This is a genomic window from Leptolyngbya sp. GGD, from assembly GCF_026735145.1.
GTDB classification, from domain to species: domain Bacteria; phylum Cyanobacteriota; class Cyanobacteriia; order Leptolyngbyales; family Leptolyngbyaceae; genus Leptolyngbya; species Leptolyngbya boryana.
Genome location: NZ_JAPQKE010000004.1, coordinates 407,485 through 428,880, shown reverse-complemented (window position 1 = coordinate 428,880; position 21,396 = coordinate 407,485). Strand labels below are relative to the sequence as shown.

Here is a 21,396-nt window from a genome sequence, read left to right as displayed (position 1 = left end):
GCAAATAGCGTCTCTCTTACGGAACGATTGCGCCGACTATCCCAAGTGAGCAGGGAGTAGCGAGAGGGAGGTCATCAGCAAAAATAGAAGAGATGTGATGGTTTCAAGTGTAGCAATAGATTGAATTCGAGCAGTGCGATACCAATCTTGCTGAGCCAGCACGATCGCAAATTTGCATAAAGCAATCACAAATGCCGCAGCCGTCAACGGAGCAAGCCAACCTAACCCCCACAGCCCAAGCACGATTCCAGTCGCGATCGCATAATACAAACTACTTGGAACAATTGTCGGTGTTTTCGACTTGCGAAACTTAACCGTAAAAATTGTGCCAGCAAAGAACAGGGTATTCAGGAGCCATAATCCTATGCCTGTCATCGAAAGAGTCCCAGTCGTAGCAATTAGGGCAAACGGAGCCGATAAACACACTGCCGCAAAGGTGATCACTTCGTTGAAGATTGATTTTTGTTCTCGCTGCCAGACTGAAATTGCATCAATGAAAAATGCAGCGATCGCACCCAGATAAATCCAGAGCAGCATCGAATAATTGAGCAAAAGTGAAACCGCGATCGTCATTGCAGCGATCGTGTAAATACTTCCCCAGACACAGAAGCGCAATTTCAAACTCTTGCGCTGTCTAATTTGCATCGCCCAAGGATGCTCTGCCTGAAATCCACAAAAAGCACAGACGAGAGCCAAAGCTGTTTCGTTTGTCCAAGCTTGTGCGGCGGCTGCGCCCGTCAGAAAAGAAACGAACAAGACAACATAGACTCCATGCTCTGGAGAAAAAGTCGGACGATACCATTGTTGCGAAGACGATCGAGGCGAAGTTAAGTTAGATGACAGTGACACTGGATCATCTCCTATGTGAAACGGTTGCGCTATGCTCATTCTGACAAACTGCTGCAAGCTCTGAATATTCGCCGATGAAAGCCACGATCGAGCAACTTGCCAAGGTTGCGATATTTGCACATCTCAACCCAGAACAAGCTGCTCAATTGCTACCGGATGCAAACGTGCAGCATTATCAAGCTGGTGAAATGATTATGCAGGAGAACGATCGTCTCTCTGCTACCCTGTATGCGCTGATAGAAGGCAAATTGCGAGTTGTAAAGACAGCAACGACCGGGAAAGAAACTCTACTGCGGATTTTGAGTACTGGAGAGTTTTTTGCGGCTCCTGCCCTGTTCGGTAACGCTATTGCACCTGCAACGGTGATTGCAGAAAGCTCAGTGCAAGTGCTAACGGTGAAACGCGAAACCTTACTCAAAGCAATTCAGATGACTCCAGAGATTGCCCTCAGTATGATGGCAGTCTTTAATCAACGTCTACAACAACTCCACGAAACGGTGCATGGTTTAGTGTCTGAACGAGCGATCGTGCGGCTAGCTCGATTGATTCAAGACGCTGCCACCGAGCAGCAGATGAATCTTACACAGGAAACTGAGGTTAATCTGCAATCTCACTATCACATGGCTCGAAGAATTGGCATTACCTACGAAGAATGCGTTCGGTTATTTAAGCAGATGCAGGGGATTGTCTCCTACCGTCGAGGCGGAAAAATTACCATTCTCAATCAACAAGCCTTACACAGTCTTGCTCATGGCGAAGTTGAGCTATAGGTGCAAAAATGCCAGATTTTCTTCGGCTCGCACTGCATGACGGGTATTCGGCAACATGTGAATCAATACCCCAGGCTCCATGACGATTTCGCGTCCTTCTAGGGTAAATGTGCCCCGTCCTTCAATCACCACCAGCGAAACCGTGCGCGGAGCCGTATGCTCAGCTAGTTCTGTTCCTGCTGTCAAACACAAGAGCGCGATCGCGGGTTGGGTATCTTTGACGATCGTTTTTCGAGTCACACCGGGTTTGCTGTAATCAATCCACTCTTTGAGTTGAGTGCTAAAGGATGGAGAATGGGTTGAAGTTGTCACCATGATCTATGTTCCTCTACTCGTTCATTACAATCAATCTGATAGGGAAGTGGAGAAGTAGTGAAATACGGAGCAATCCGAGTCTAGGCTCCCCCCATTCCTCTATGTCCCACTCCGCAACATGAATGCGGTTGACTATTACTATGCCGCAGGCTGAGAAAAGTTTCTATGAGCTAGCTCATTCTGAGCAATATTTTCAAGAGAGTTAAGGCTTGAGCAAGCGGATCAGCTTTGAGAGTAATTCCAGCGGATCAATTGGCTTCGTAATGAACCCCTGGAAACCGGATGAAATCGCTTGCGCCTCGTCTTCTATCTGAGCATATGCCGTGAGTGCTAGGGCGGGAATTTCTCTGGCTTGTGGCAGCGATCGCACGCGGCGAATAAATTCAAAACCATCCACTTGAGGCATCCCAATATCACTGATAATCAGGTCGGGTTGTTTTTGGCAGAGGAAGTCGAGCGCATCGATCGCTGAAAGTTGAGCAGTCACGATCGCACCATATTCTTCCAGCAAAAAGCGCAATAGTTCTAGATTGTCTTGATCGTCATCCACGACCAGAATATGCAGTCCCTTTAAAGTGATTGTGAGATTGGCACTCGGTTGAACTTCTGAAGCGAGGACTTCGGCTGGCGCTGAAATAACAGGCGCGATCGCTGGAGATGCGTTAAGAGGCATCGGGGCAAGATCTGCTAGATCATTCGGTGCGCTGCGCTGCAAACAGTTCGTGTGGTATGGAAATCGCACCATAAAAGTTGTGCCTTGTCCGATTCCAGGGCTTTCGACACTGACTGTACCACCGTGCAGTTCCACCAAATGCCGGACGATCGACAGCCCCAATCCTAACCCACCAAATCGGCGGGATGAACTACTATCTGCTTGTCGAAAATGGTCAAACACATGCGGCAAAAACTCAGGCGCGATCCCAATTCCCGTATCAATGACGCGAACTTGAACAGAACGAATCCCATTTCGATGAATGAAAATCGATGACTCGACTTTGATGCGTCCGTCTTCGGGCGTGAACTTCAGAGCGTTGTTGAGCAGATTCCAGAAGACTTGCTGTAAGCGATCACCGTCTCCAAGCACAGGCAACGCCGCAGTATTATCCACTTCAATTTCGATGCGTTTGGCTTGAGCGGTAAACTGCACCGTCTCGATCGCATGAGCCACGACATTTGCTAAATCTAATGGCTGTAATTTCAGATGCAGTTTGCCTTGAATCACACTAGAGACATCGAGGAGATCATCGACTAAAGCAATTTGCTGTTTGACGCTACGTTGAATAATATCGAGTGCTTCAGCCGTTTTCGCAGGGTTGAGCTTGTGATCTTGCATCAGCCGCGTCCATCCCAAAATTGGAGTCAGTGGCGTTCTGAGTTCGTGAGACAGCGCAGCCAGGAATTCATCTTTGAGCCGATTGGTGCGCATGAGTTCTTCAGTTTGCGCCGCTAAAACATCTTCGAGCTGTTTACGATCGGTGATGTCTGTATTGGTACCAAACCAACGCAAGATATTGCCTTGCTCATCTCGAATCGGAATGGCTCTAGAGAGAAACCATCGGTATTGTCCATCCTGACCCCGCAACGGAAACGTATCTTCCCAGACTTCACCCGTTTTAATTGCGTGGCGAAATCGCTGAGTCACCCGCTCGATGTGATCGGGATGTTGCACAACCTGTCGCCCCCCGTCCTGCATTTCTTCGAGCGTAATCCCGGTGTACTCAAACCAGCGCTGGTTGTACCAAAAAACTGAACCACTCGCGTCTGCAATCCAGGCGAGTTGAGCAATGTTATCTGCCAAGGTGCGAAATCGAGCTTCGCTTTCTCGCAGAGCTTGCATGGCTTGCGTTTGCCGAATCAAAGCCCAAAAACGTGCTCCCACAGATTGCAAGAGTCTGACCTCATCCGATCGCCACTCTCGAATCGCGCGGGAATGCACCGTCAGCGATGCGACCCAACGCCCAGACTCAATACAGGGAACTCCAATCAAAGCCCGAATCTGCCGCTCAAGCAAATGATGAGCAATGGGCACCGTGCTGCTGTGCGTTTCCACATTGTCAACGACAAGGGACTGACCCGCTTGATAGCACTGGATAATCTCTGGCGGAATGTACTCCGACAGTGAATAAACGCCTGCGATACTTTCGAGATCTGCTTGCCGCCAATCTTGCCGAATCGTCGTGCTCCCCGCTTCTAAATCAACGCTATGTAACAGGCAGCGATCGACGTTGAGATAATGACCTAAACGACTCACAATTTCCCACATCATCGCTTCTGGCTCAGAGCACTGCCGCAACTGAGCATCGAGATGATTGAGGAAGGTATCGTTGAGTTCAGCCAGTTTGCGATCGTGAATATCGGTCGAAGTGCCATACCATCGCTGCAATTGTTGACGATCATCGAAGACGGGCACTGCCCGCATTAAAAACCAGCGATACATGCCTTCTGTCGATCGTAATCGTCCTTCAAACTCAAAGAGTTGCTGTGTTGCTAGCGCTGTTTCCCATTGAGCGGAGGCAGAGGCTTGGTCGTCTGGATGATAATGGCTAACAATGAGAGTCTGATCATGACTTTGTTCTTGGCTCAATCCTGAATAGTCGCACCATTGCTGATTCACATATTCAAGTTCTCCGTGAGCACCGCATATCCAGACAAACTGCGGCATTGAGTTGCTGAGTTGCTCTAACTGCTGCTCTTTGTCACGCAGCGCAATCTCTGCTTGCTTGCGCTGCGTGATTTCTTGAACTACCACATTGATGCCGATCGGTTGTCCTGCTGCATCTCGGAGTGGATACAAATCTTCGAGCCAGGTTCGCTGAACGCCAGGTTGAGCAGCCGTTTCACCCATAATCTCTAGATTCAGCAATGGTTCGCCCGTCTCTAGCACCCGGCAGAGTAATGGTTCTGCGTCATCTGCAAGATCGGGGACAATCTCTCGAACTGTCCGACCGAGATGATCTGCGATCGACAATCCATTAATTTCGGCTAAGCGTTGATTGATCCGAGCAAAGCGCAAATCTCGATCAAAAAGACCTAGCCCAACCGGAGCCGTATCGTAGATCGCCTCAATTTCGGCGAGTTGTCGGCAAATCGTTTCCTGAGTTTGGGCGCGTTCTAGCTGCTCCTGTTTACGATCGGTGATATCCAACGAAATGCCGCGCAGCAGTGCAGGATTATCAGAAGCGGCTCTGGCTCGGCTAAACATCCAGCGCAGTCCTCGTTCTGGATGGTGATAGCGGTACTCAAGTTCAACGGCATTCAGTGTCGTTCGCTGCTGCACAACGGCTTGGATAGTCGGCAGATCCTCGGCATGAACTTTTGACATAAACGCTGTCAGCAAATCTGCCTCCGTCGATGAAACGCCAAAGAGAGGATAGCAAGGGTGTGACCAAACGATTTTTCCCGTCTGAACATTCCACTCCCAAGTGCCCGTTTCCGTCACCATTTGTGCAAGCTGCAGCCGTTCTTCACTCGAACGTAACTGATCGAATGATCGTCTGCGATCTCGATCCATTCGGTTGAGGGTATCAGCATTTCGCCCCACCAGTCCCAACGATGCAGCAATGAGCGTCATCACCATCAGCGACACCGCAAAATTTGAGTCATACCATCCTGCCTTTTGCCCCTGCAAAATTAGCCAGCCTAGGATGACCAGAATCACAATTGCAGTCGGAATAAACCGTCGTGCGACAACGCCCCCGACGAGCGGACTGGTGAGCGATCGCATCACTCCTTGTTCGCTTTTGAGTGCCAGCATTCCGATAGTTAAAATGCCAAAGGTAAGTGCAGTATGCAGCGCCATTCCGGTCGTCAACCGTGGGGATTGATAAAAGACTTGCACCTGATAGGCATACCCAATCACAGCTTGTAGGGACATCAAACCGACCGCGATCGCAAGGAGTTGAGCAACAATCAAGCGATTTATTTTGCCGCGCTCCTCAGTCATCTGGGCAGGCTGACTCAATAGCCAAAGTGCGATTCCGATCAGAGCGAGATCGATCGCTGTATTCACCCCCATCCGACCCGGATATAACGTTTCAGCAGCATCGGGTCGTGCGTGAAAGAGCAGTTGATCAATACCAAGATCCCACCCGAAGCTATACTGACAGAGGGTCAGAAAAGCAATGATGGTAGCGACGATCGCACAGCCTTGCGCAGCTCGAATCGTTCGCAAATTGTAGCGTTGTCGAGTTTGGAGTCCGAGGGATAATCCAGCCAAGAGCAGCCCGATCGCGGTATTTGCCTTCATCGTGCTCATACCAAGAAAGAATTCTTTCAAAACCGGAATATCAAAGCTCCAGCCTAGGAGGACGAGACAGGCAACTGACATCGTGATATGACTAGCAGCCCGTGCTACCCGTTGATGGAAGTGGTGGCTGGAGAAAAACCAGCGTCTTAAGGCTCCTAGCAAGCGCGATCTCCGCATCCTCGTTTACCTTCTCAACCTAATTAAATCCATTATCGTAGCGACCAAAAGTTTTGGTTCTACAGGTTTGTCAGGTGGCTTTGAAATCCAGCTTACAGCGGGTGCTCTAGAGTTGCACTTTGTGCTCAATGTTCTTCATAATTTGTGTTAAGCGGGGAGATTAAAAGTGATCACTGATACACATTCATCCGCTCCACTTTGAAATCTACTTTCAAACCCTTGAAAGCCCTCAGCAAAATCGCTCAGGGCTTTCAAGGGTTTAGTTTCATATAGATCCAAAAGACAATGAGTATCCGTTGGATTAGTTAGGCATATCGCTAAAAGAGAATGGTTAAGTTCGCTTCCGCGTTTTCTTTAAGATGAGGTCAATTTAGCATTGTCTGATGGGGGAGCAGATCTATCCTTTGGGGGAAGAGTAAATCTCAGAGAGAAATAGAATCAGCGATCGTATCTTGTCCCTAAGCGTGATGCGATTTGCTCAGTCTCCATTGCACTGCTCCAATCTCAGAGCTTCAATCGACTCCTATTAATTACTGAACTAATCCTGCGCGTAATGCTCGAACTGCAATTTGAGTACGATCGCTCACACACAGCTTGTTGAGAATATTGCGAACATGAGTCTTGACGGTTCCAACGGTAATGTAGAGCCGCTCTGCGATTTCTGCATTACTGCGTCCATCTACAATCAAAGTCAAAACATCAAGTTCGCGAGCTGTGATGGGATAAGTCGAGATGCTTTGGCTTTCTTCTTCAGACAATCGATTGATCGTCACGGTTGAAGCCGGGGCTGAAGTTGGGCTGTTTGTCTGGACTTGTTTTAGCACAATCTTCGCGATCGCTGGATCAATCCATCCATGTCCCTCTGCCGTTAATGCCACCGCTTCGCTTAAACGATCACCACTAATATCCTTCATGCAGTAAGAATCTGCACCTGCTGCGAATGCTGCTAGTACAACTTCTTGATCATCTTGCATCGTCATGATCAAAACTTTTGTTGGAGAAACACCTGCTTCAGCTTGCATCGCTCTCAACTGCTGCGTCAGTTCGACTCCATTCATATCCGGCAGACCGATATCGACGATCGCGACATCCGGATGAGTCTCTTGAATTACTTTTAACCCCGATTTTGCATCTCGCGCTTCTCCAACCAGTTCAATGTTGCCATGCTCGCGCAGCATTGCCCGGACTCCAAACCGAGTCAGATCATGATCTTCTACTAAAACAACACGGATTGATGGCATCGCTTGATCTCCAAAGAATTCAACAAACAGGGGTAGACCTCAGAAAATAAGTTATTTCAAAATGCTGATTGATCTATCTGTAGAAAAGTTTAGAGGAAGAGCGCGCGAATCTCTGTCTGCCCGGAGAATGACTTTTAGATAAGAACTTCGAGAACTTTCCGCCCCCTAAAGGTATAACCTAGATTTATTCCTCTCGATAGATTCTAACGGGATGAGGCAATTTTTGAGTTCTTGCATGTAGAACGTTACAAACTCAAATGCTGTCCTACTAGAAGTAGAAGTAAGGATCGACACTGATAGGTGAACTACAGATAACCTAGCTCTCATAGCGGCTACATCTGTCCAATCTAGCCTGGATTAATCATTTCAATCTTGCGAACCGTAAACCATTAAAACTCCTGACTTTGTGTCGAAACGTTTCACGGTTTTACTCAGTCAAGCGATCAGAACAGAAACTTTAGGACAGAAAGGAAAAGGAGCAGTTGCGAAGGGAGTAGATTTTGAGATGGCTTCGATAAAGGCTTGTTTGCGATCAAGAATAAATTCACTGTAGTCAGCTAAGTCATCAATTCCAACACAGGTTAGCGCAACTTCTGAGACTGCCCAAATTGCAACTTGTACAAAGAGTGTTTTCCATCGCAGTTTCATTGTCTTGCCTCCATGAGTTGATCACGTTAGGTCTGGCATCCACTCTCTTTTACGCTTTGCTCGATCGAGTTATGCAGCGCATTTTTCGCAGATCCACCTAGAAACCCGATCGCAACTTTTGGGCATACCGAGAAAGTCGCGATCGTTTCATTTGCCCCATGAACATCCTCATGCTCTCGACCACGTTCCCCTATCCCCCCACCAAAGGCGGAACTCAGGTGCGAACTTTCCATTTACTGAGATATCTCCATCACTTTCATTCCGTTACCGTTCTCACTCAACGAAGTGCTGATGTGAGCGATGCGGACATTGCTGCACTGCGAGAACATGTCAGTGAATTAGTCGTTTTTGACAAACCTATTGATCGCTCAAATAAACTGCAACGATTCGCGAATTTTCTCATGGAAGGCACGCCGCCTAGTGTGCGATCGAACTATTCCCCTGCGATGCAAACCTGGATTGATCAACACATTGATAAGTTTGATGTCATCACCTGCGAACACAGCGTCAACGAAGCTTACATCCGTCCTGAATTTCGGCATAAAGCAGTCGTCAATGTGCATAGTTCAGTCTATGGTTCTTGTCGCAATCAATTGCAAACCGGGACTTCTGAGCATGAACTGCGCGATCGCATCAATCTACCCTTGCTCAAACGCTATGAGAAACGCTTTTGCAGCAAATTCTCACACATTGTCGTTACGACCGAAGACGATCGCACCCAGCTTCAAAGTTTTCATCCAAACGCTGCAATCCGTGTCATTCCGAATGGCGTTGATTTTACCGAATTTCCTTATCGCACAGCCGATCCAGGCGGACATCACCTGATCTTTATTGGTGCGATGGATAACTTAGCCAATATTGATGCAGCAAAATATCTCACGTTGGAAATCCTGCCGCAAGTACAAGCAAAATATCCAGATACCACCTTATCTCTAGTTGGCGCACGACCAACTTCAGAAGTTTTGCAACTGCAAGATCGAGCATTTGTCACTGGACGGGTCGAATCGATCGCTGAACATTTACACTGTGCAACAGTCTGTGTGATTCCGATGCGAACCGGATACGGAATCAAAAATAAAACATTAGAAGCAATGGCAGCCGGAACACCGATCGTATCAAGTGATCGAGGGCTAGAAGGATTGCAGTTTAGCCATCCAATGCGCGCATTACACGCCAATACGACCCCTGAATATGTCACCGCAATTTCCCGGTTATTTGACGATGCAGCGTTACGATCGCAACTTTCAGAAAATGCACGATCGCTCATTGAAACCGAGTACACCTGGGAACGCGCCGGACATCAATATTTACAAGTCTTAGAGGAGATTCTAAACAGATCAAAAGATTCTGGGCTTACGGGGTGATTTTGACCCAAAATTCTATTTCAGGGCAGATCAGACCTAAGGCAAGAATCTTTAGAGCATCCTCTTAGAAAGGAAATCGCGCGCAAACTCAGAGACGCATATACCATTCAAAGAAGGGCAGTTTTTTACAACGCATCAGTTTTAAGAAGCTATGAAAAAAATCGGAGCAGTTCCTTGGAAATCGGTCGGCTCATTTTTAGCGATCGCCAGCGCAGCAGGATGCGTTGTCACCAGCATTTGGCTGAGTACAGAATTCATCATGGATCCAAAATCGGTTGCATGGATGAATCGCTATTTGCCCGATGATGCGCAAATCCCCATCAGCGCGTGGGACGATCCAAAATCTCTAAAAGAAGTTCAAGCCGATCTGCGAAAAGCGGGATTATATGCAGGCGAGGTCGTTCGAGTCGAAACTGTCAAGCAAGGCAAACCAAAACAAATCGATATACTCATGCCTGTTTTTCGACCACAAGCGGATCAAGACGATCGCTTAGTCGAACTTCGGGCTTACCGCCTTGTCAAAAATTCCACTGCCCGCAAGCCAGAAGCACTACAATTCGTCAATCAAATCGAAGTGCGCGAGATGCGAGAAGATTTTGTCACCGAGCCACTGGTGCGCGCACGGGCGATGAATCCTAGTTCCGATCGCGAATTGCCGTTTACCAACGTGCAGCGCCTTGAGGATCGTGCCCCCCAGAACGGCATTTGGCTGAATGTCAATGGCAAACTTCAACAGGGAGATAGCTCGATCGCATATGGTCAAGTTATCTACTACAACCCGATAACCACGGCAATGAGCGCGATGCTGTCTTGGACAAGCCCGGATGGCGAACTCCCCACTTGGCAAGCTGTCCCGAAGGGGCGACCCGCCGAATTTGTGGTGAATCAAACGGTAGGATTGGAACCCGATTTTCAGGTGTATCAACTGAGATCAGTCAAACGTAAAAATATCCCCTTTCAACTCCAGCCAATTTCGCTCAGCCAACCTGCGATCGCCAATGGAGCTTTCACCGATGCACTCTTTCTCGCACGCAGCGGATTGTGGTCAAATGCCTCGGAATACTTGAAATCGGTCAAACGTCGAGTCGGATCAGCCTGGACTCCTGCGGCTCAAGCTCAGATGGATTTGATCGATCGACATGCGAAAATTACCAAAACTCAAGCCGATCAACCTTGGGCAAATGTCAGCCAGCAAATCCTAGCAAACTTGCTGGATGGACGCTGGGAAAGAGCCGCTCAGGTGATGGAAAAATCCTCGATCGATCATCCTGAAGTGCTAGATGTGCTCAAATACGATCCCGGACGCGTTCAAAAGCGAATTAATGCAGCGCTTCAATTTAATCCGTCGCGATCCGAAGTACAGATGTGGGGCGCACTGAGAATGGCAACTCAGCAGGGCAAACCCAATGCGATCGCGTGGCTGAAAAATCAACCCCTCGATTCGAGCGCCCGCCGTGCCCAAACCCTCAAGATGATCAACCAACTGGACGCGATGACGTTCGGCAACCTCATGCCCGCCGATGAACCAGCTAAAACTTCTCAAAACAAGAAAATATAGATGAGAATATTCTCAAGTTTTAGTAGCATCTGATAAGTTTTACAAGCTGTCATCGTCCTAAATAAAAGCTTAAATTTAATCACATCGATCGTAATCTTGTTGACAATGAGATTTATTATCAGAAAGTTACTGATGTGGTGTGAGATTTAGCTCCATGACAAAATCTTTATTCGTTCATTCCCTGGTGGTTGCGGCAAGCTTAGGCATTGCAACGAGTGCAACGGCTGCTGAAGTGGCAGAATTGACTGCTCAAGAACCTTTCAATCAAGTCACTTCGGTTTCCCAACTTTCCGACGTGCGCCCGACAGATTGGGCATTCCAAGCTTTGCAATCCTTAGTCGAACGCTACGGCTGTATTGCAGGCTATCCCGATCGTACCTATCGCGGCAATCGGGCTTTAACGCGGTATGAATTTGCAGCGGGACTGAATGCTTGTCTCGATCGTGTGAACGAACTGATCGCAGCAGCAACCGCTGATCTCGTGAAAAAAGAAGATTTAGCCACGTTACAAAAGCTGCAAGAAGAATTTGCAGCAGAACTGGCAACCTTGCGCGGACGCGTCGATTCGCTCGAAGCTCGAACTTCCACGCTGGAGAAACAGCAATTCTCAACGACCACGAAACTCAATGCAGAAGTGGTGCTTGGCATTACTGGAGTCGCAGCAGGGCGCGATTTTATTCGCAGAGAATTCGATCCAGTCACGGGAACAAGTAATGAAGTTGTCGATCGCGTGTCTCGCAATACGATCGTCGGCAATCGGGTTCGTCTCAACTTCGATACCAGCTTTACTGGGCGCGACATCTTGAGAACTCGCCTCCAAGCTGCGAATCTTTCTGCTCTGCCCGCAGGCATCAACGGCAACACCCTGACCAATGAAGGCGCACTGCGCTTTGCAGGTGGAGAAAACAACGAACTGGGAGTCGATGCTCTGAACTATACGTTTCCCCTCGGTGAAAAGACCACCGTTGTCATCGAAGCGAATGCAGGTGCGATCGATGACTTTACCGATACGCTCAATCCGTATCTGGATGGAGATGGGGGATCAGGCGCACTCAGCCACTTTGGGACTCGGAACTCGATTTACTATCTAGGGAATGGAGCGGCTGGAACTGGGGTTGGAGTACGCCACAAATTTAGCGATGCTCTAGAACTAAGCTTGGGCTATCTTGCGGGTGAACCTAGCTCTCCTGCGCCTGGAAATGGTCTATTTAATGGCTCTTATGGCGCGCTAGCACAATTGACCTTCCGCCCTAGCGAGCGATTAGGCATTGGACTCACTTACATTCATGCTTACAATGTTGACTTCTCTGGCAATGGCGCAGTCGGCAGTACCCGCGCAAACTTCCGATCGCTTGCTGAGAATGGTTTCCTTGCCGATGAAGTTCCAACATCTGCGAATGCGTACGGAATTTCAGCTTCTTTCCAAATTACGCCGCAGGTTGTTTTCAATGGGTCTGTCGGCTATACGAATGCTCAATCGTTGCAGCCTGGAAATCGAGGCGATTTGGACATTTGGAACTGGTCGGCAGGGCTCGCATTCCCAGATTTTCTCAAGAAGGGAAGCTTGGCTGGCATCATCGTAGGTATGGAGCCGAGAGTGTCGAGTAGCAGCGGCACATTTGGACAAGCAATCGGACGCGATCGCAATACCTCTCTGCACATCGAAGGCTTCTATCAGTATCAACTCACTGACAACATTGCGATCACGCCTGGGATCATCTGGTTAACAGCTCCAAACCATGACAATCGCAATGATGACATTGTGATTGGAACGATTAGAACGACTTTCACGTTCTAAGGCGAGACTGCTCTCTCTGATAGGGAGATGGGGAGATAGGGAGCAATCTGAATCTAGGTTCTCCCCACTCCCCACTCCGCAAAATGACAACTAAGTAGGGAGATGCAATTAATTGAAAGATCGTCGCTCTCGTTTGCGTCTCGCCCTGAACTGGAAGTTCGGGCTAACCGTGCGAACTGGGTTGAAACCCACTGAAGAAGGCGTTTTCATGGGCTGTTAGTCCCAGAGCGGACTTCGCACCGTTAGCCCCGAATTCATTCCGGGGCGGGTGAACAACGAAGCGAGAAAACTTGCCGAACTGATTATTAATTACGCCCATCTACTTAGGTTCTACGCCAAGCCTATATTTGCCACCAAAATCGCTCTCCCAACGATCGATTCTCCAACCTCCGATTTAATTCACGCGCCGTCGCCATTCCCGCCTGAAAAGCATTCTCAACCCGATTTCCCCCACACCAATCTCCCGTAAACATTAACGGTTGCACGGTATCTGCAACCAGAAACGGCTCCGGCAACGGTTGGATCGGAAAAGCATACCGCCACCGATGCACCTGCAACACTTCAGGACTCGTTAACCATGGCAACCCGACCTCAGACGCTCGTTCTAGCAGCCTTTCCCCCACTTGCTGAAGATCCATATCCTCTAAGTGTCGAGTTGCAAATGCGGCATTACTCTGAACCACAACCGTCGGCTGTACCGGATGCAACTGCTTCGTACTATCTAATCCAATCCATCCCAACTCCGAATCAGCACAAATCAATGCTTTCCACGGCAATTGCTCAACTTCACTCTGTCGCTCTGCTGGATAAACCGCGATCGCACTAATACAGGGCGAATACTCAACCTGATTTAACTTGTCCCATTCATACAACTGTGCCGCCTGTGGAGCCGGGATCGCGATCACCACGACCTGAGCCGAAATTGTTTCGCCTGATTCGCAGTGCAATTGCCAACCTGGTTTGATCTCGGTCACGCGATGATTCAGCTTTAACGTTAAACCAGCCGAGAGAAACTTCGCGATCGCCGAAATTCCCGTTGGCGAAACATAACAAGCTGCTTGAGATTCAGGAGCGCGGATCTCTCCGTCTACCCATTCGTGAATTCGATCTGTCCAAACTCGGCTAACTTGACGATCGACTAGCTGATCCAATAAATTCTGAAACTCATCCGACTTCGGCTTGAGATAACACACGCCATGATCGGCATGAGTTCCGTGGAGACGGCGCGTTGCCATGCGTCCGCCCAAACCCCGCGATTTATCCAGCACGACAACCTTATACCCTGCTTGGTGCAGCATTTGGGCACAAGTGAGACCAGACATACCTGCACCGACGATCGCAATTTCAAATTGAGAATCTAACATATTGATGAAACCGTAAATTCCGAAGTACCGTCTTGCTTAGGTAGAATGAATCTTGACGCTGCATCGGGAGGAAAGTAACCAGTGGATGAGTTTAGAGCCGCATTGGAATTAGCAACAGATGATGAACTGCGCGAACTGACTGAAATCTTGTTTCGTCCCAAATTCAATCCTCTCGATTATGTCAATGCCCCCGATCCAATCGATCTGCAAAGCCTATGTCGAGAAGACTGGCTTGATGCGATCGACGATCGTTTCCGCTTTCTCGCTGCCGATGGCATCACGGTCTTGCGCCGCAAAACTGGGCAAGTGAGCTATCGCCAAGTACTCATTCAGGTCTGCCGATATTTGAAATTGCCTTATTCAGCCTCAATGTCTACGACAGACTTAGAAGCAGAAGTTTTTCTCAGTTTATTAAACCGAGCTTGGAAGCAATTGCCTGCATCAGAACAAACGGCTTTGACGAACCGTATTCAGAATACTTTATCGAAAACTGATTTTGTTGCAGATTTGCCGCTGTCTCTACAAAAGAATCCGATGTCACTCGTAGTTAAAGGTGGCAGCGCTTTAGCGGTGAATACTGTTCTTCAGCCGCTCCTGCTGCAACATATCGCCCGCCAGTTTGCACTGCATTTTGCCCGCTATCAAGTGGCACAACAAGCGATCACCCAAGGCGGAATTGCTGCGGCAACTCAGATTCAAACTCAGGTTTCGATGCAGCTAGCTCGACGCGGAATGACAATGGCATCAGCGCGATATACAGCATCTCGTGCAGCATTTGCCTTTGTCGGATCAGCGCTTTGGGCTTGGTTTTTAGCGGATTTGGGATGGAGAGCGATCGCGACAAATTACGGACGAGTCATCCCAACAATTTTTGCGCTGGCTCAGATTCGCTTAACGCGATCGGAATGTTTTGAACCGATTTAGTTTAGAGATGAAAGCACTTCAGCCTCACCCCGATCCAAATTTCCAACGCCATTGGAATGTCGTGCAAATCGGATTATTTCTGCTGCCCTTTAGTGCTTTTTTGGGCGGCACTTCGATTTTGATGGTTGCGATCGCAATCTGGGTGAGAAAATTTTCGAGCTTAAGTCGTGAACCTGTCAATCGAGGCTTTGCGATTCTAGGACTGGTGATGATTGCAGCCGCTTGGTTTGCAGACGATCGCGCAAATGCTTTTCTTGGATTGTTCAATTTTTTGCCGTTCTTTTTCACGTTTGCAGCACTAGCTGATCTGATTCGATCGCCAAAACAACTCACGCAAATTGCTTGGATTTGGGTAATCACTTCTATCCCTGTCACTGTGATCGGGATTTTGCAACTGCTCAATTTCGGTGGTATGCCTTCGCTGCTGTGGGGGTTAATTTCTTGGAAAGTTTTCGCCGGGGGTAATCCTGTTGGGCGAATGGCATCGGTGTTTGAATATGCGACGATTTTGGCAAATTACTATGCGATCGTCTTTATTCTCAGTTTGGGGTTATGGCTGCAAGAGCGCAGAAAACTCCTAATCGGAATTGTTTTACTCAACGCAATCGGACTCATTCTCACCAATTCTCGCAATGTTTGGGCGATCGCAGTTTTAGCCTGTCTAGCCTTTGCCCTGTATCAAGGCTGGAAAATCATTGTTGCTGTAGTAGGAGCTATCACAGGAATTGTCCTAGGAGCCGCCTTTGCGCCAGACTCGATCTCAGTCCCCTTACGCAAAATTGTGCCGCGATTTTTCTGGGCAAGACTTAACGATCAAATGTACAGCGATCGACCTGTGAATCAACTGCGATCGACGCAGTGGAAATTTGCCTGGAACATGACCGAACAGCGACCGCTAACAGGTTGGGGCTTGAGAAGCTTTGCTCGTCTCTACACTGAACAGATGCAGCTTTGGATCGGACATCCGCATAATTTATTTCTCATGCTCTCTTCTGAATCCGGCTTACCTGCTGCTGTAATGTTGTATGGACTCGTCGGTTGGATCATGGCACAGGGTATTTGGATTTGGAAAGCACTCTCCCCGACAAACCGCCCGATCTATTTCACGTTCTGGATTGCCTTTTTAGCCTGCACCTTGTTCAGTTTCTTAGATATCGCCCTGTTCGATGCGCGGATTAATTTGATGGGATGGGTGTTGCTTGCGGCGATTTGGAAGATGGAAGAGAGTGGGGAGTGGGGAGTAAGATTGCGAGGGTCTTAACCCTGCCTACTCCCTATCCCCTACTCCCCACTTTTTCTACTCCTGCTGCGCCCTCACCTGTGACATCAACATCTCCAACTGTTTCTTCTCGTTCTTCAGTTCTTCTTCCAACTCCTGAATCTGCTCGCGTCTCGCCTCAAGCTCGATCGCTCGTCTCGCCAACTCTTGGCTTTCCAGCGTCAAAGACTGCCGCCACTGTTCCGCCCGCTCTGTCTCCTGCTGCAAAAATGCAGGCGTAATTCCATACGTTAGATAGCGCTGAACCAACTCCAGCACCCAATCTTTCGCTTCGCGAATATCTAAAATCTGATTGCTACTCGAAATCTCAACCAAAACTAGCAAGCCATCCGCATACGTATTGGCTTCAGCCGAAAGAACCGTTTCTTCTTCCGGGAGCCTCGTCCAAACATGCTCAGACTTTTGAGCAGCCAATAAGCGCAATCCTGCCTTGCCTAGATAGCCTTTTTTTTGAACTTGCGCCAAGTGCAGCATTAATTTACTCTCGATATCATCTCAAAGGGAACGATGCAAGTCAGGGGTGTCTACAAGACGCTGGAGATGCTGCCTGGGCTGATTCGACAACATACTACGCTGTATCCCCGTTTCATCGCCCGTAGGTGCACTGACCTGATAAGTACCGTTATTGAACTGCCTCCGTTATAACCCGGGTGCTTCCACTATCTGTACCTAACATGACAGTATAACTTTTCCGTTTTCTCTGGCGATGCTCATTCTCCCTGCCTCATCGAATTAAAAAAAAAGACGCTAGATTTCAGCGTCTCTTGTTGAAAAATTAAGAATTGATAAATTTATAGGCGATCGAGCTTCGACTTGAGAATTTCTGCCTGTTTTTCTGCTTCGGCTAATGCGTCACGATTTGCCTGCACCACTTCAGGCGGTGCTTTATCCACAAATTTCGGGTTACTCAAGCGTCCCCTCAAAGATTGAATCTCGGCATCGACTTTCTTCAAATCCCGCTCAATCTTGGCTTTCATCGCCTCAAAATCGACCAGTCCAGCCAGAGGGATCGAGATTTTCACGGTTCCAGTGACCCCGACGATCGTTTGAACATCATCTGTTTCGACATTATCCGCTGCTTCCGAGATCTGCGGTTCTTCAACGGGTGCAACTGCGACGATTGGCGCAGGTTCTCCAATCACTTCACGAGTAAAGGTTTGCACTTGCTTGAAGAAAACTTGGCGATCGTCTTTGTTCCAGAGTCGCGCTTTGGTAAACCAGATCGTATAGATAATCCCAACCACTTCAAGGAATGGTGCGAGCAATGGAATTTCGTGAATTCCACTGGTGACTGTCGCAGCAATCTTAAGGGCGAAAATAATCGAGCCAATCAGCAACAGCGATAACAAGACGTTCTGATTCTTGGCAATGAAGGAGCCAACGATGTCGAGCGCCATGACTAAAACTGGAGCATCGTTCTCGATCGCACTCGCTTTCGGAGCAGATACGGTTCTAGCAGGCTGATCTGCCGTACTCGTAATCGACAAGGTTTCAACTCTTGCCAAGTCTTTGATATAAGACTGTCCTGCAATCAGGGTTTGCTTTTCTTGCGGATCTTCGGTTTGCATCGCAACCGTGATTCTCGCTCCTGGCTTGATTTCCGCTCCGGCTCTCAAGTTCCGAATTGTGCGAATCGAGTTGATAATCAGGTCAAACTGCCGCTCTAAGTTGGCATCGATCGCACTTACGTCTGGGTTCGGATAAGGTTGGAGCGCCAACGATTCTGTTTCAGGCGATTGAGTCAGAGTGTGCCAAATCTCTTCGGTAATGTGTGGCATGAACGGATGCAAGAGTTTCAGCGTTCCTTCCAACACATACGCCAGAGTTTGCTGAGCCGCCAAACGCGAAGCCGTCGGTTCTCCTTGAAGGCGCGATTTTACAAGCTCGATATATTGGTCGCAAAAATCGCCCCAAATGAACTCATAAAGGCTCTTTGCAGCTTCTCCAAACCCATAGCGATCGAGCGCTGTTCGGACATCTTGAGCCACTTGATGAAATCGCGACAAAATCCAGCGATCGCTCAACTCCAACTGATCCGGCGCACCCAATTGAGCGGGAGTCTTCCCGTCCAAGTTGAGCATGACGAACCGCGACGCATTCCAAAGTTTGTTGGTGAAATTGCGCGAGGCTTCAACTGTTTCGGATTCATCGGTTTTGCGATCGTATGCGATGCGAATGTCTTGCCCTGCACCCGTCACTTCTCGAATCAGGGTATATCTCAGCGCATCCGTGCCATATTTATCGATCAAGATTAGAGGATCGATGCCGTTGTTGGCAGATTTCGACATCTTTTTATTGTTCTCATCCCGGACTAATCCGTGAATGTAGACATCCTTAAACGGCATTTGTCCGGTGAAATGTCCTGCCATCATCGTCATCCGGGCGACCCAGAAAAAGATAATGTCGAAGCCTGTTACCAGCGTGGCAGTGGGATAGTAGCGCTTGTAATCCTCGGCATCGGTATCCGACCAGCCCAACGTCGAAAAAGGCCACAATCCAGAAGAAAACCAAGTATCCAACACATCCGGATCTTGCTCAATCTGAACCGATTCGCCAAACTGCTCGATCGCTTTCTGTTGCGCTTCGGCTTGAGATCTCGCCACAATAAACGGCGTATAGTCGGTGATCTCGCCATTGGTTTCACTCACTGCATACCAGGCTGGAATCTGATGTCCCCACCACAACTGCCGCGAGATACACCAATCTTTCAAACTCACCAACCAATCGCGATACACTTTCGTCCAGCGATCGGGCACAAATTTCGGAGAAGTCTGATCATCTAAAAACGATAACGCTCGACTCGCCAGCGGTTCAATTTTGACAAACCACTGCGTTGACAGTAACGGTTCAACCGGGACTTTTCCGCGATCGCTGTACGGAACCGTGTGCTTATAAGGCTCAATTTTTTCTAAACAGCCTTCTTCTTCTAAGCGTTTGACAACATTTTTACGAGCAACGAAGCGATCCTGCCCCTGGAATTCTCCAGCGTTCTCATTCATCGTGCCGTCTTTGTTCATCACATTGATTGACGGCAATTTGTGACGCTGACCCATCTCGAAATCGTTTGGATCGTGAGCAGGCGTGACTTTTACGCAACCTGTTCCGAAACTTGGATCAACGTGATCATCTCCGATAATTGGGATTTCGCGATACACCAGCGGCAAGATCAGCGTTTTACCGATCAGATGTTTATAGCGATCGTCATTCGGATTCACTGCAACGGCTGTATCTCCCAACATCGTTTCCGGTCGAGTCGTTGCCACAACTAAAAAACCGTCTCCATCCACGATCGGATATTTGAAGTACCAGAGATTCCCGTCTACTTCTTTATTTTCAACTTCGAGATCCGACACAGCAGACTGACTGGACGGACACCAGTTGACTAAATAATTACCGCGATAAATCAAGCCTTCGTCGTGCAGCTTCACGAAGGCATCTAACACCGCAGCCGAAAGCCCTTCATCCATCGTGAATCGTTCGCGCGACCAATCGACGGACACCCCTAAGCGTCGAAGTTGATTCACGATCGTGCCGCCGGATTCGGCTTTCCATTTCCAGGCACGTTCTAAAAACTGCTCGCGCCCTAAATCATTGCGCGTCTTACCTTCTTCTTTTAATTGCCGCTCCAGAATCGTTTGAACCGCAATACTCGCGTGATCGGTTCCAGGTAGCCACAGCGTATTCTTACCGAGCATCCGCTGATATCGAATTAACACATCGATCAGCGAACTCTCAAAGGCGTGACCCATATGTAAGCTACCCGTGACATTTGGTGGCGGAATCACGACGCAATAAGGTTCGCCAGGTTGACTCGGATCAGCCTTAAAGACCTGATTTTCCTCCCAAAACTTTTGCCATTTCGCTTCGGTGGTGCTTGCGTTGTATTGAGTTGGGAGAGAGGCAATCATGAGAAGTTTTAAAAAATCGGGGACATTTAGCCATCATAAACGCTTCTCAGCGTGAGCAGGCGTTAAAAATGGGCACTCCTTTTCAGAAGCGCCCATCGATTCAGATTGAATGAAATCTCTAGTCGATGAAGCCCATGAGCGTCGAAGGATCGTCAACATCGTTTGTGAAAATCGGTCGATCGCCCGGCAGTTTCTCAGCGTGCATCAAGCCGGATGCGCTTGCCATCACGGGACGATCGCCCGCTAGGGTCAATGCCGAGACAGAATGGAAATCGCTGTAAAAAATTGGACGATTGCCAGGCAGCATTTCAGCGACTTTCAAATTGCTTGCCAGAATGGGACGACCATTCAAAATCGTGCCGAATACTGCAAGATGGCTTGCTTCGATCGGGCGTTCACCGGACGAAGTAATGGTGCCAACAATTTCGATATCACTGGGCATGACGGGACGATTCCAAATCGAGAGACTGGGAACATCGCTACGAATTTCAATCGCGCTACCGTTTCCTTCAGCGGGAGTTGCTGTTGCTTCGATCACGTCTGCGTTACTCATAGGAGGTTCCTCCGGGATTGATTCTTTTGGAGTTGATTCTGTGGATGCTTCTTGAAAATCGCTGTCTAAAGCGGTTTCTGAAATGGGGTCAGTCGGTTCGCTGACTTCGGGTTGTTCACTGACGATGGGCGGTTCGTTAATTTCTAGCGATTCGCCAACGTCTGGACTTGGAGATTCTGAAGTCGCTTCTGGGGTCTCAGCCGGAGCAGGAGCCGAACTCTCAGGAGTTTCTGTGACCTTCGCGGCAGTGCGTCGATTACTGGTCCTGCGAGTACTGGTTTGAGTTCTGCGGCTGGTTGCCATCGCGCCATAACCTCAATATTGTTTACAGAATTACACTGTGCCAACCACCGGAAGAGTTTACCCAGGGCGCAGTATGTAAATTAGAAAATTACGATTCTT

General features: G+C 48.6%; 16 protein-coding genes. 6 read left to right on the top strand and 10 right to left on the bottom strand.

All coding sequences use genetic code 11. The annotated features are described in order from the left end of the window. Nucleotides 1-36 precede the first annotated feature (36 nt). The gene (locus OU814_RS21195; protein WP_268242004.1) at nucleotides 37-849 is read right to left on the bottom strand and encodes a YwiC-like family protein; all 813 of its coding nucleotides are present in this window, start codon (nucleotides 847-849) and stop codon (nucleotides 37-39) included. A 74-nt stretch (nucleotides 850-923) separates the two neighbouring features. On the opposite strand from OU814_RS21195, the gene OU814_RS21190 reads away from it, so the two are divergent. Next, entirely contained in the window at nucleotides 924-1,619 is a 696-nt protein-coding gene (locus OU814_RS21190; RefSeq protein ID WP_268242003.1) for a Crp/Fnr family transcriptional regulator, read from the top strand. Here the strand turns inward: OU814_RS21190 and OU814_RS21185 are convergent. The 5 genes from OU814_RS21185 to OU814_RS21165 all read right to left on the bottom strand — a co-directional run bounded on the left by OU814_RS21185 (nucleotide 1,614) and on the right by OU814_RS21165 (nucleotide 8,479). Continuing rightward, on the bottom strand, nucleotides 1,614-1,934 hold the full coding sequence (locus OU814_RS21185; RefSeq protein WP_017287243.1) for a cupin domain-containing protein: 321 nt from the start codon (nucleotides 1,932-1,934) through the stop codon (nucleotides 1,614-1,616). The genes OU814_RS21190 and OU814_RS21185 overlap by 6 nt on opposite strands. A gap of 202 nt (nucleotides 1,935-2,136) precedes the next feature. Beyond that, nucleotides 2,137-6,357, bottom strand: coding sequence for a PAS domain-containing protein (locus OU814_RS21180; protein WP_268242002.1), 4,221 nt, complete (start codon nucleotides 6,355-6,357; stop codon nucleotides 2,137-2,139). Nucleotides 6,358-6,887: 530 nt separating this feature from the next. After that, nucleotides 6,888-7,598, bottom strand: coding sequence for a response regulator (locus tag OU814_RS21175; RefSeq protein ID WP_017287241.1), 711 nt, complete (start codon nucleotides 7,596-7,598; stop codon nucleotides 6,888-6,890). A gap of 435 nt (nucleotides 7,599-8,033) precedes the next feature. Continuing rightward, complete coding sequence (locus tag OU814_RS21170; protein WP_190647758.1) at nucleotides 8,034-8,246, bottom strand: hypothetical protein; 213 nt, start codon at nucleotides 8,244-8,246, stop codon at nucleotides 8,034-8,036. A gap of 26 nt (nucleotides 8,247-8,272) precedes the next feature. After that, complete coding sequence (locus tag OU814_RS21165; RefSeq protein WP_268242001.1) at nucleotides 8,273-8,479, bottom strand: hypothetical protein; 207 nt, start codon at nucleotides 8,477-8,479, stop codon at nucleotides 8,273-8,275. Here OU814_RS21165 and OU814_RS21160 point away from each other — a divergent pair. The 3 genes from OU814_RS21160 to OU814_RS21150 all read left to right on the top strand — a co-directional run bounded on the left by OU814_RS21160 (nucleotide 8,465) and on the right by OU814_RS21150 (nucleotide 12,966). Further along, nucleotides 8,465-9,610 carry a glycosyltransferase family 4 protein gene (locus OU814_RS21160; protein WP_268242000.1) on the top strand — a complete coding sequence of 382 codons (1,146 nt, stop codon included), beginning with the start codon at nucleotides 8,465-8,467 and terminating at the stop codon, nucleotides 9,608-9,610. The genes OU814_RS21165 and OU814_RS21160 overlap by 15 nt on opposite strands. A gap of 151 nt (nucleotides 9,611-9,761) precedes the next feature. Further along, nucleotides 9,762-11,168 carry a hypothetical protein gene (locus tag OU814_RS21155; protein ID WP_268241999.1) on the top strand — a complete coding sequence of 469 codons (1,407 nt, stop codon included), beginning with the start codon at nucleotides 9,762-9,764 and terminating at the stop codon, nucleotides 11,166-11,168. 154 nt (nucleotides 11,169-11,322) lie between these two features. Then, on the top strand, nucleotides 11,323-12,966 hold the full coding sequence (locus OU814_RS21150) for an iron uptake porin (RefSeq protein WP_017287236.1): 1,644 nt from the start codon (nucleotides 11,323-11,325) through the stop codon (nucleotides 12,964-12,966). Nucleotides 12,967-13,307: 341 nt separating this feature from the next. On the opposite strand, the gene OU814_RS21145 is transcribed toward OU814_RS21150, so the two are convergent. Beyond that, on the bottom strand, nucleotides 13,308-14,330 hold the full coding sequence (locus OU814_RS21145) for an NAD(P)/FAD-dependent oxidoreductase (RefSeq protein ID WP_268241998.1): 1,023 nt from the start codon (nucleotides 14,328-14,330) through the stop codon (nucleotides 13,308-13,310). 81 nt (nucleotides 14,331-14,411) lie between these two features. Here OU814_RS21145 and OU814_RS21140 point away from each other — a divergent pair, with 81 nt between their 5' ends. Together OU814_RS21140 and OU814_RS21135 are read left to right on the top strand one after the other, a co-directional pair. Beyond that, nucleotides 14,412-15,254 carry a YaaW family protein gene (locus OU814_RS21140; protein ID WP_017287234.1) on the top strand — a complete coding sequence of 281 codons (843 nt, stop codon included), beginning with the start codon at nucleotides 14,412-14,414 and terminating at the stop codon, nucleotides 15,252-15,254. Beyond that, nucleotides 15,241-16,515, top strand: a complete 1,275-nt coding sequence (locus OU814_RS21135) for an O-antigen ligase family protein (RefSeq protein ID WP_268241997.1) — start codon at nucleotides 15,241-15,243, stop codon at nucleotides 16,513-16,515. Before OU814_RS21140 ends, OU814_RS21135 begins: the two co-directional genes overlap by 14 nt. 36 nt (nucleotides 16,516-16,551) lie before the next feature. On the opposite strand, the gene OU814_RS21130 is transcribed toward OU814_RS21135, so the two are convergent. The 3 genes from OU814_RS21130 to OU814_RS21120 all read right to left on the bottom strand — a co-directional run bounded on the left by OU814_RS21130 (nucleotide 16,552) and on the right by OU814_RS21120 (nucleotide 21,297). Then, nucleotides 16,552-17,007, bottom strand: a complete 456-nt coding sequence (locus OU814_RS21130; RefSeq protein WP_017287232.1) for a hypothetical protein — start codon at nucleotides 17,005-17,007, stop codon at nucleotides 16,552-16,554. Between the two features lie 317 nt (nucleotides 17,008-17,324). Next, on the bottom strand, nucleotides 17,325-20,441 hold the full coding sequence (locus OU814_RS21125) for a valine--tRNA ligase (protein WP_268241996.1): 3,117 nt from the start codon (nucleotides 20,439-20,441) through the stop codon (nucleotides 17,325-17,327). A gap of 118 nt (nucleotides 20,442-20,559) precedes the next feature. Further along, nucleotides 20,560-21,297: a hypothetical protein gene (locus OU814_RS21120; protein WP_268241995.1), complete on the bottom strand. Its 738-nt coding sequence runs from the start codon at nucleotides 21,295-21,297 to the stop codon at nucleotides 20,560-20,562. Between the last annotated feature and the right edge of the window lie 99 nt (nucleotides 21,298-21,396).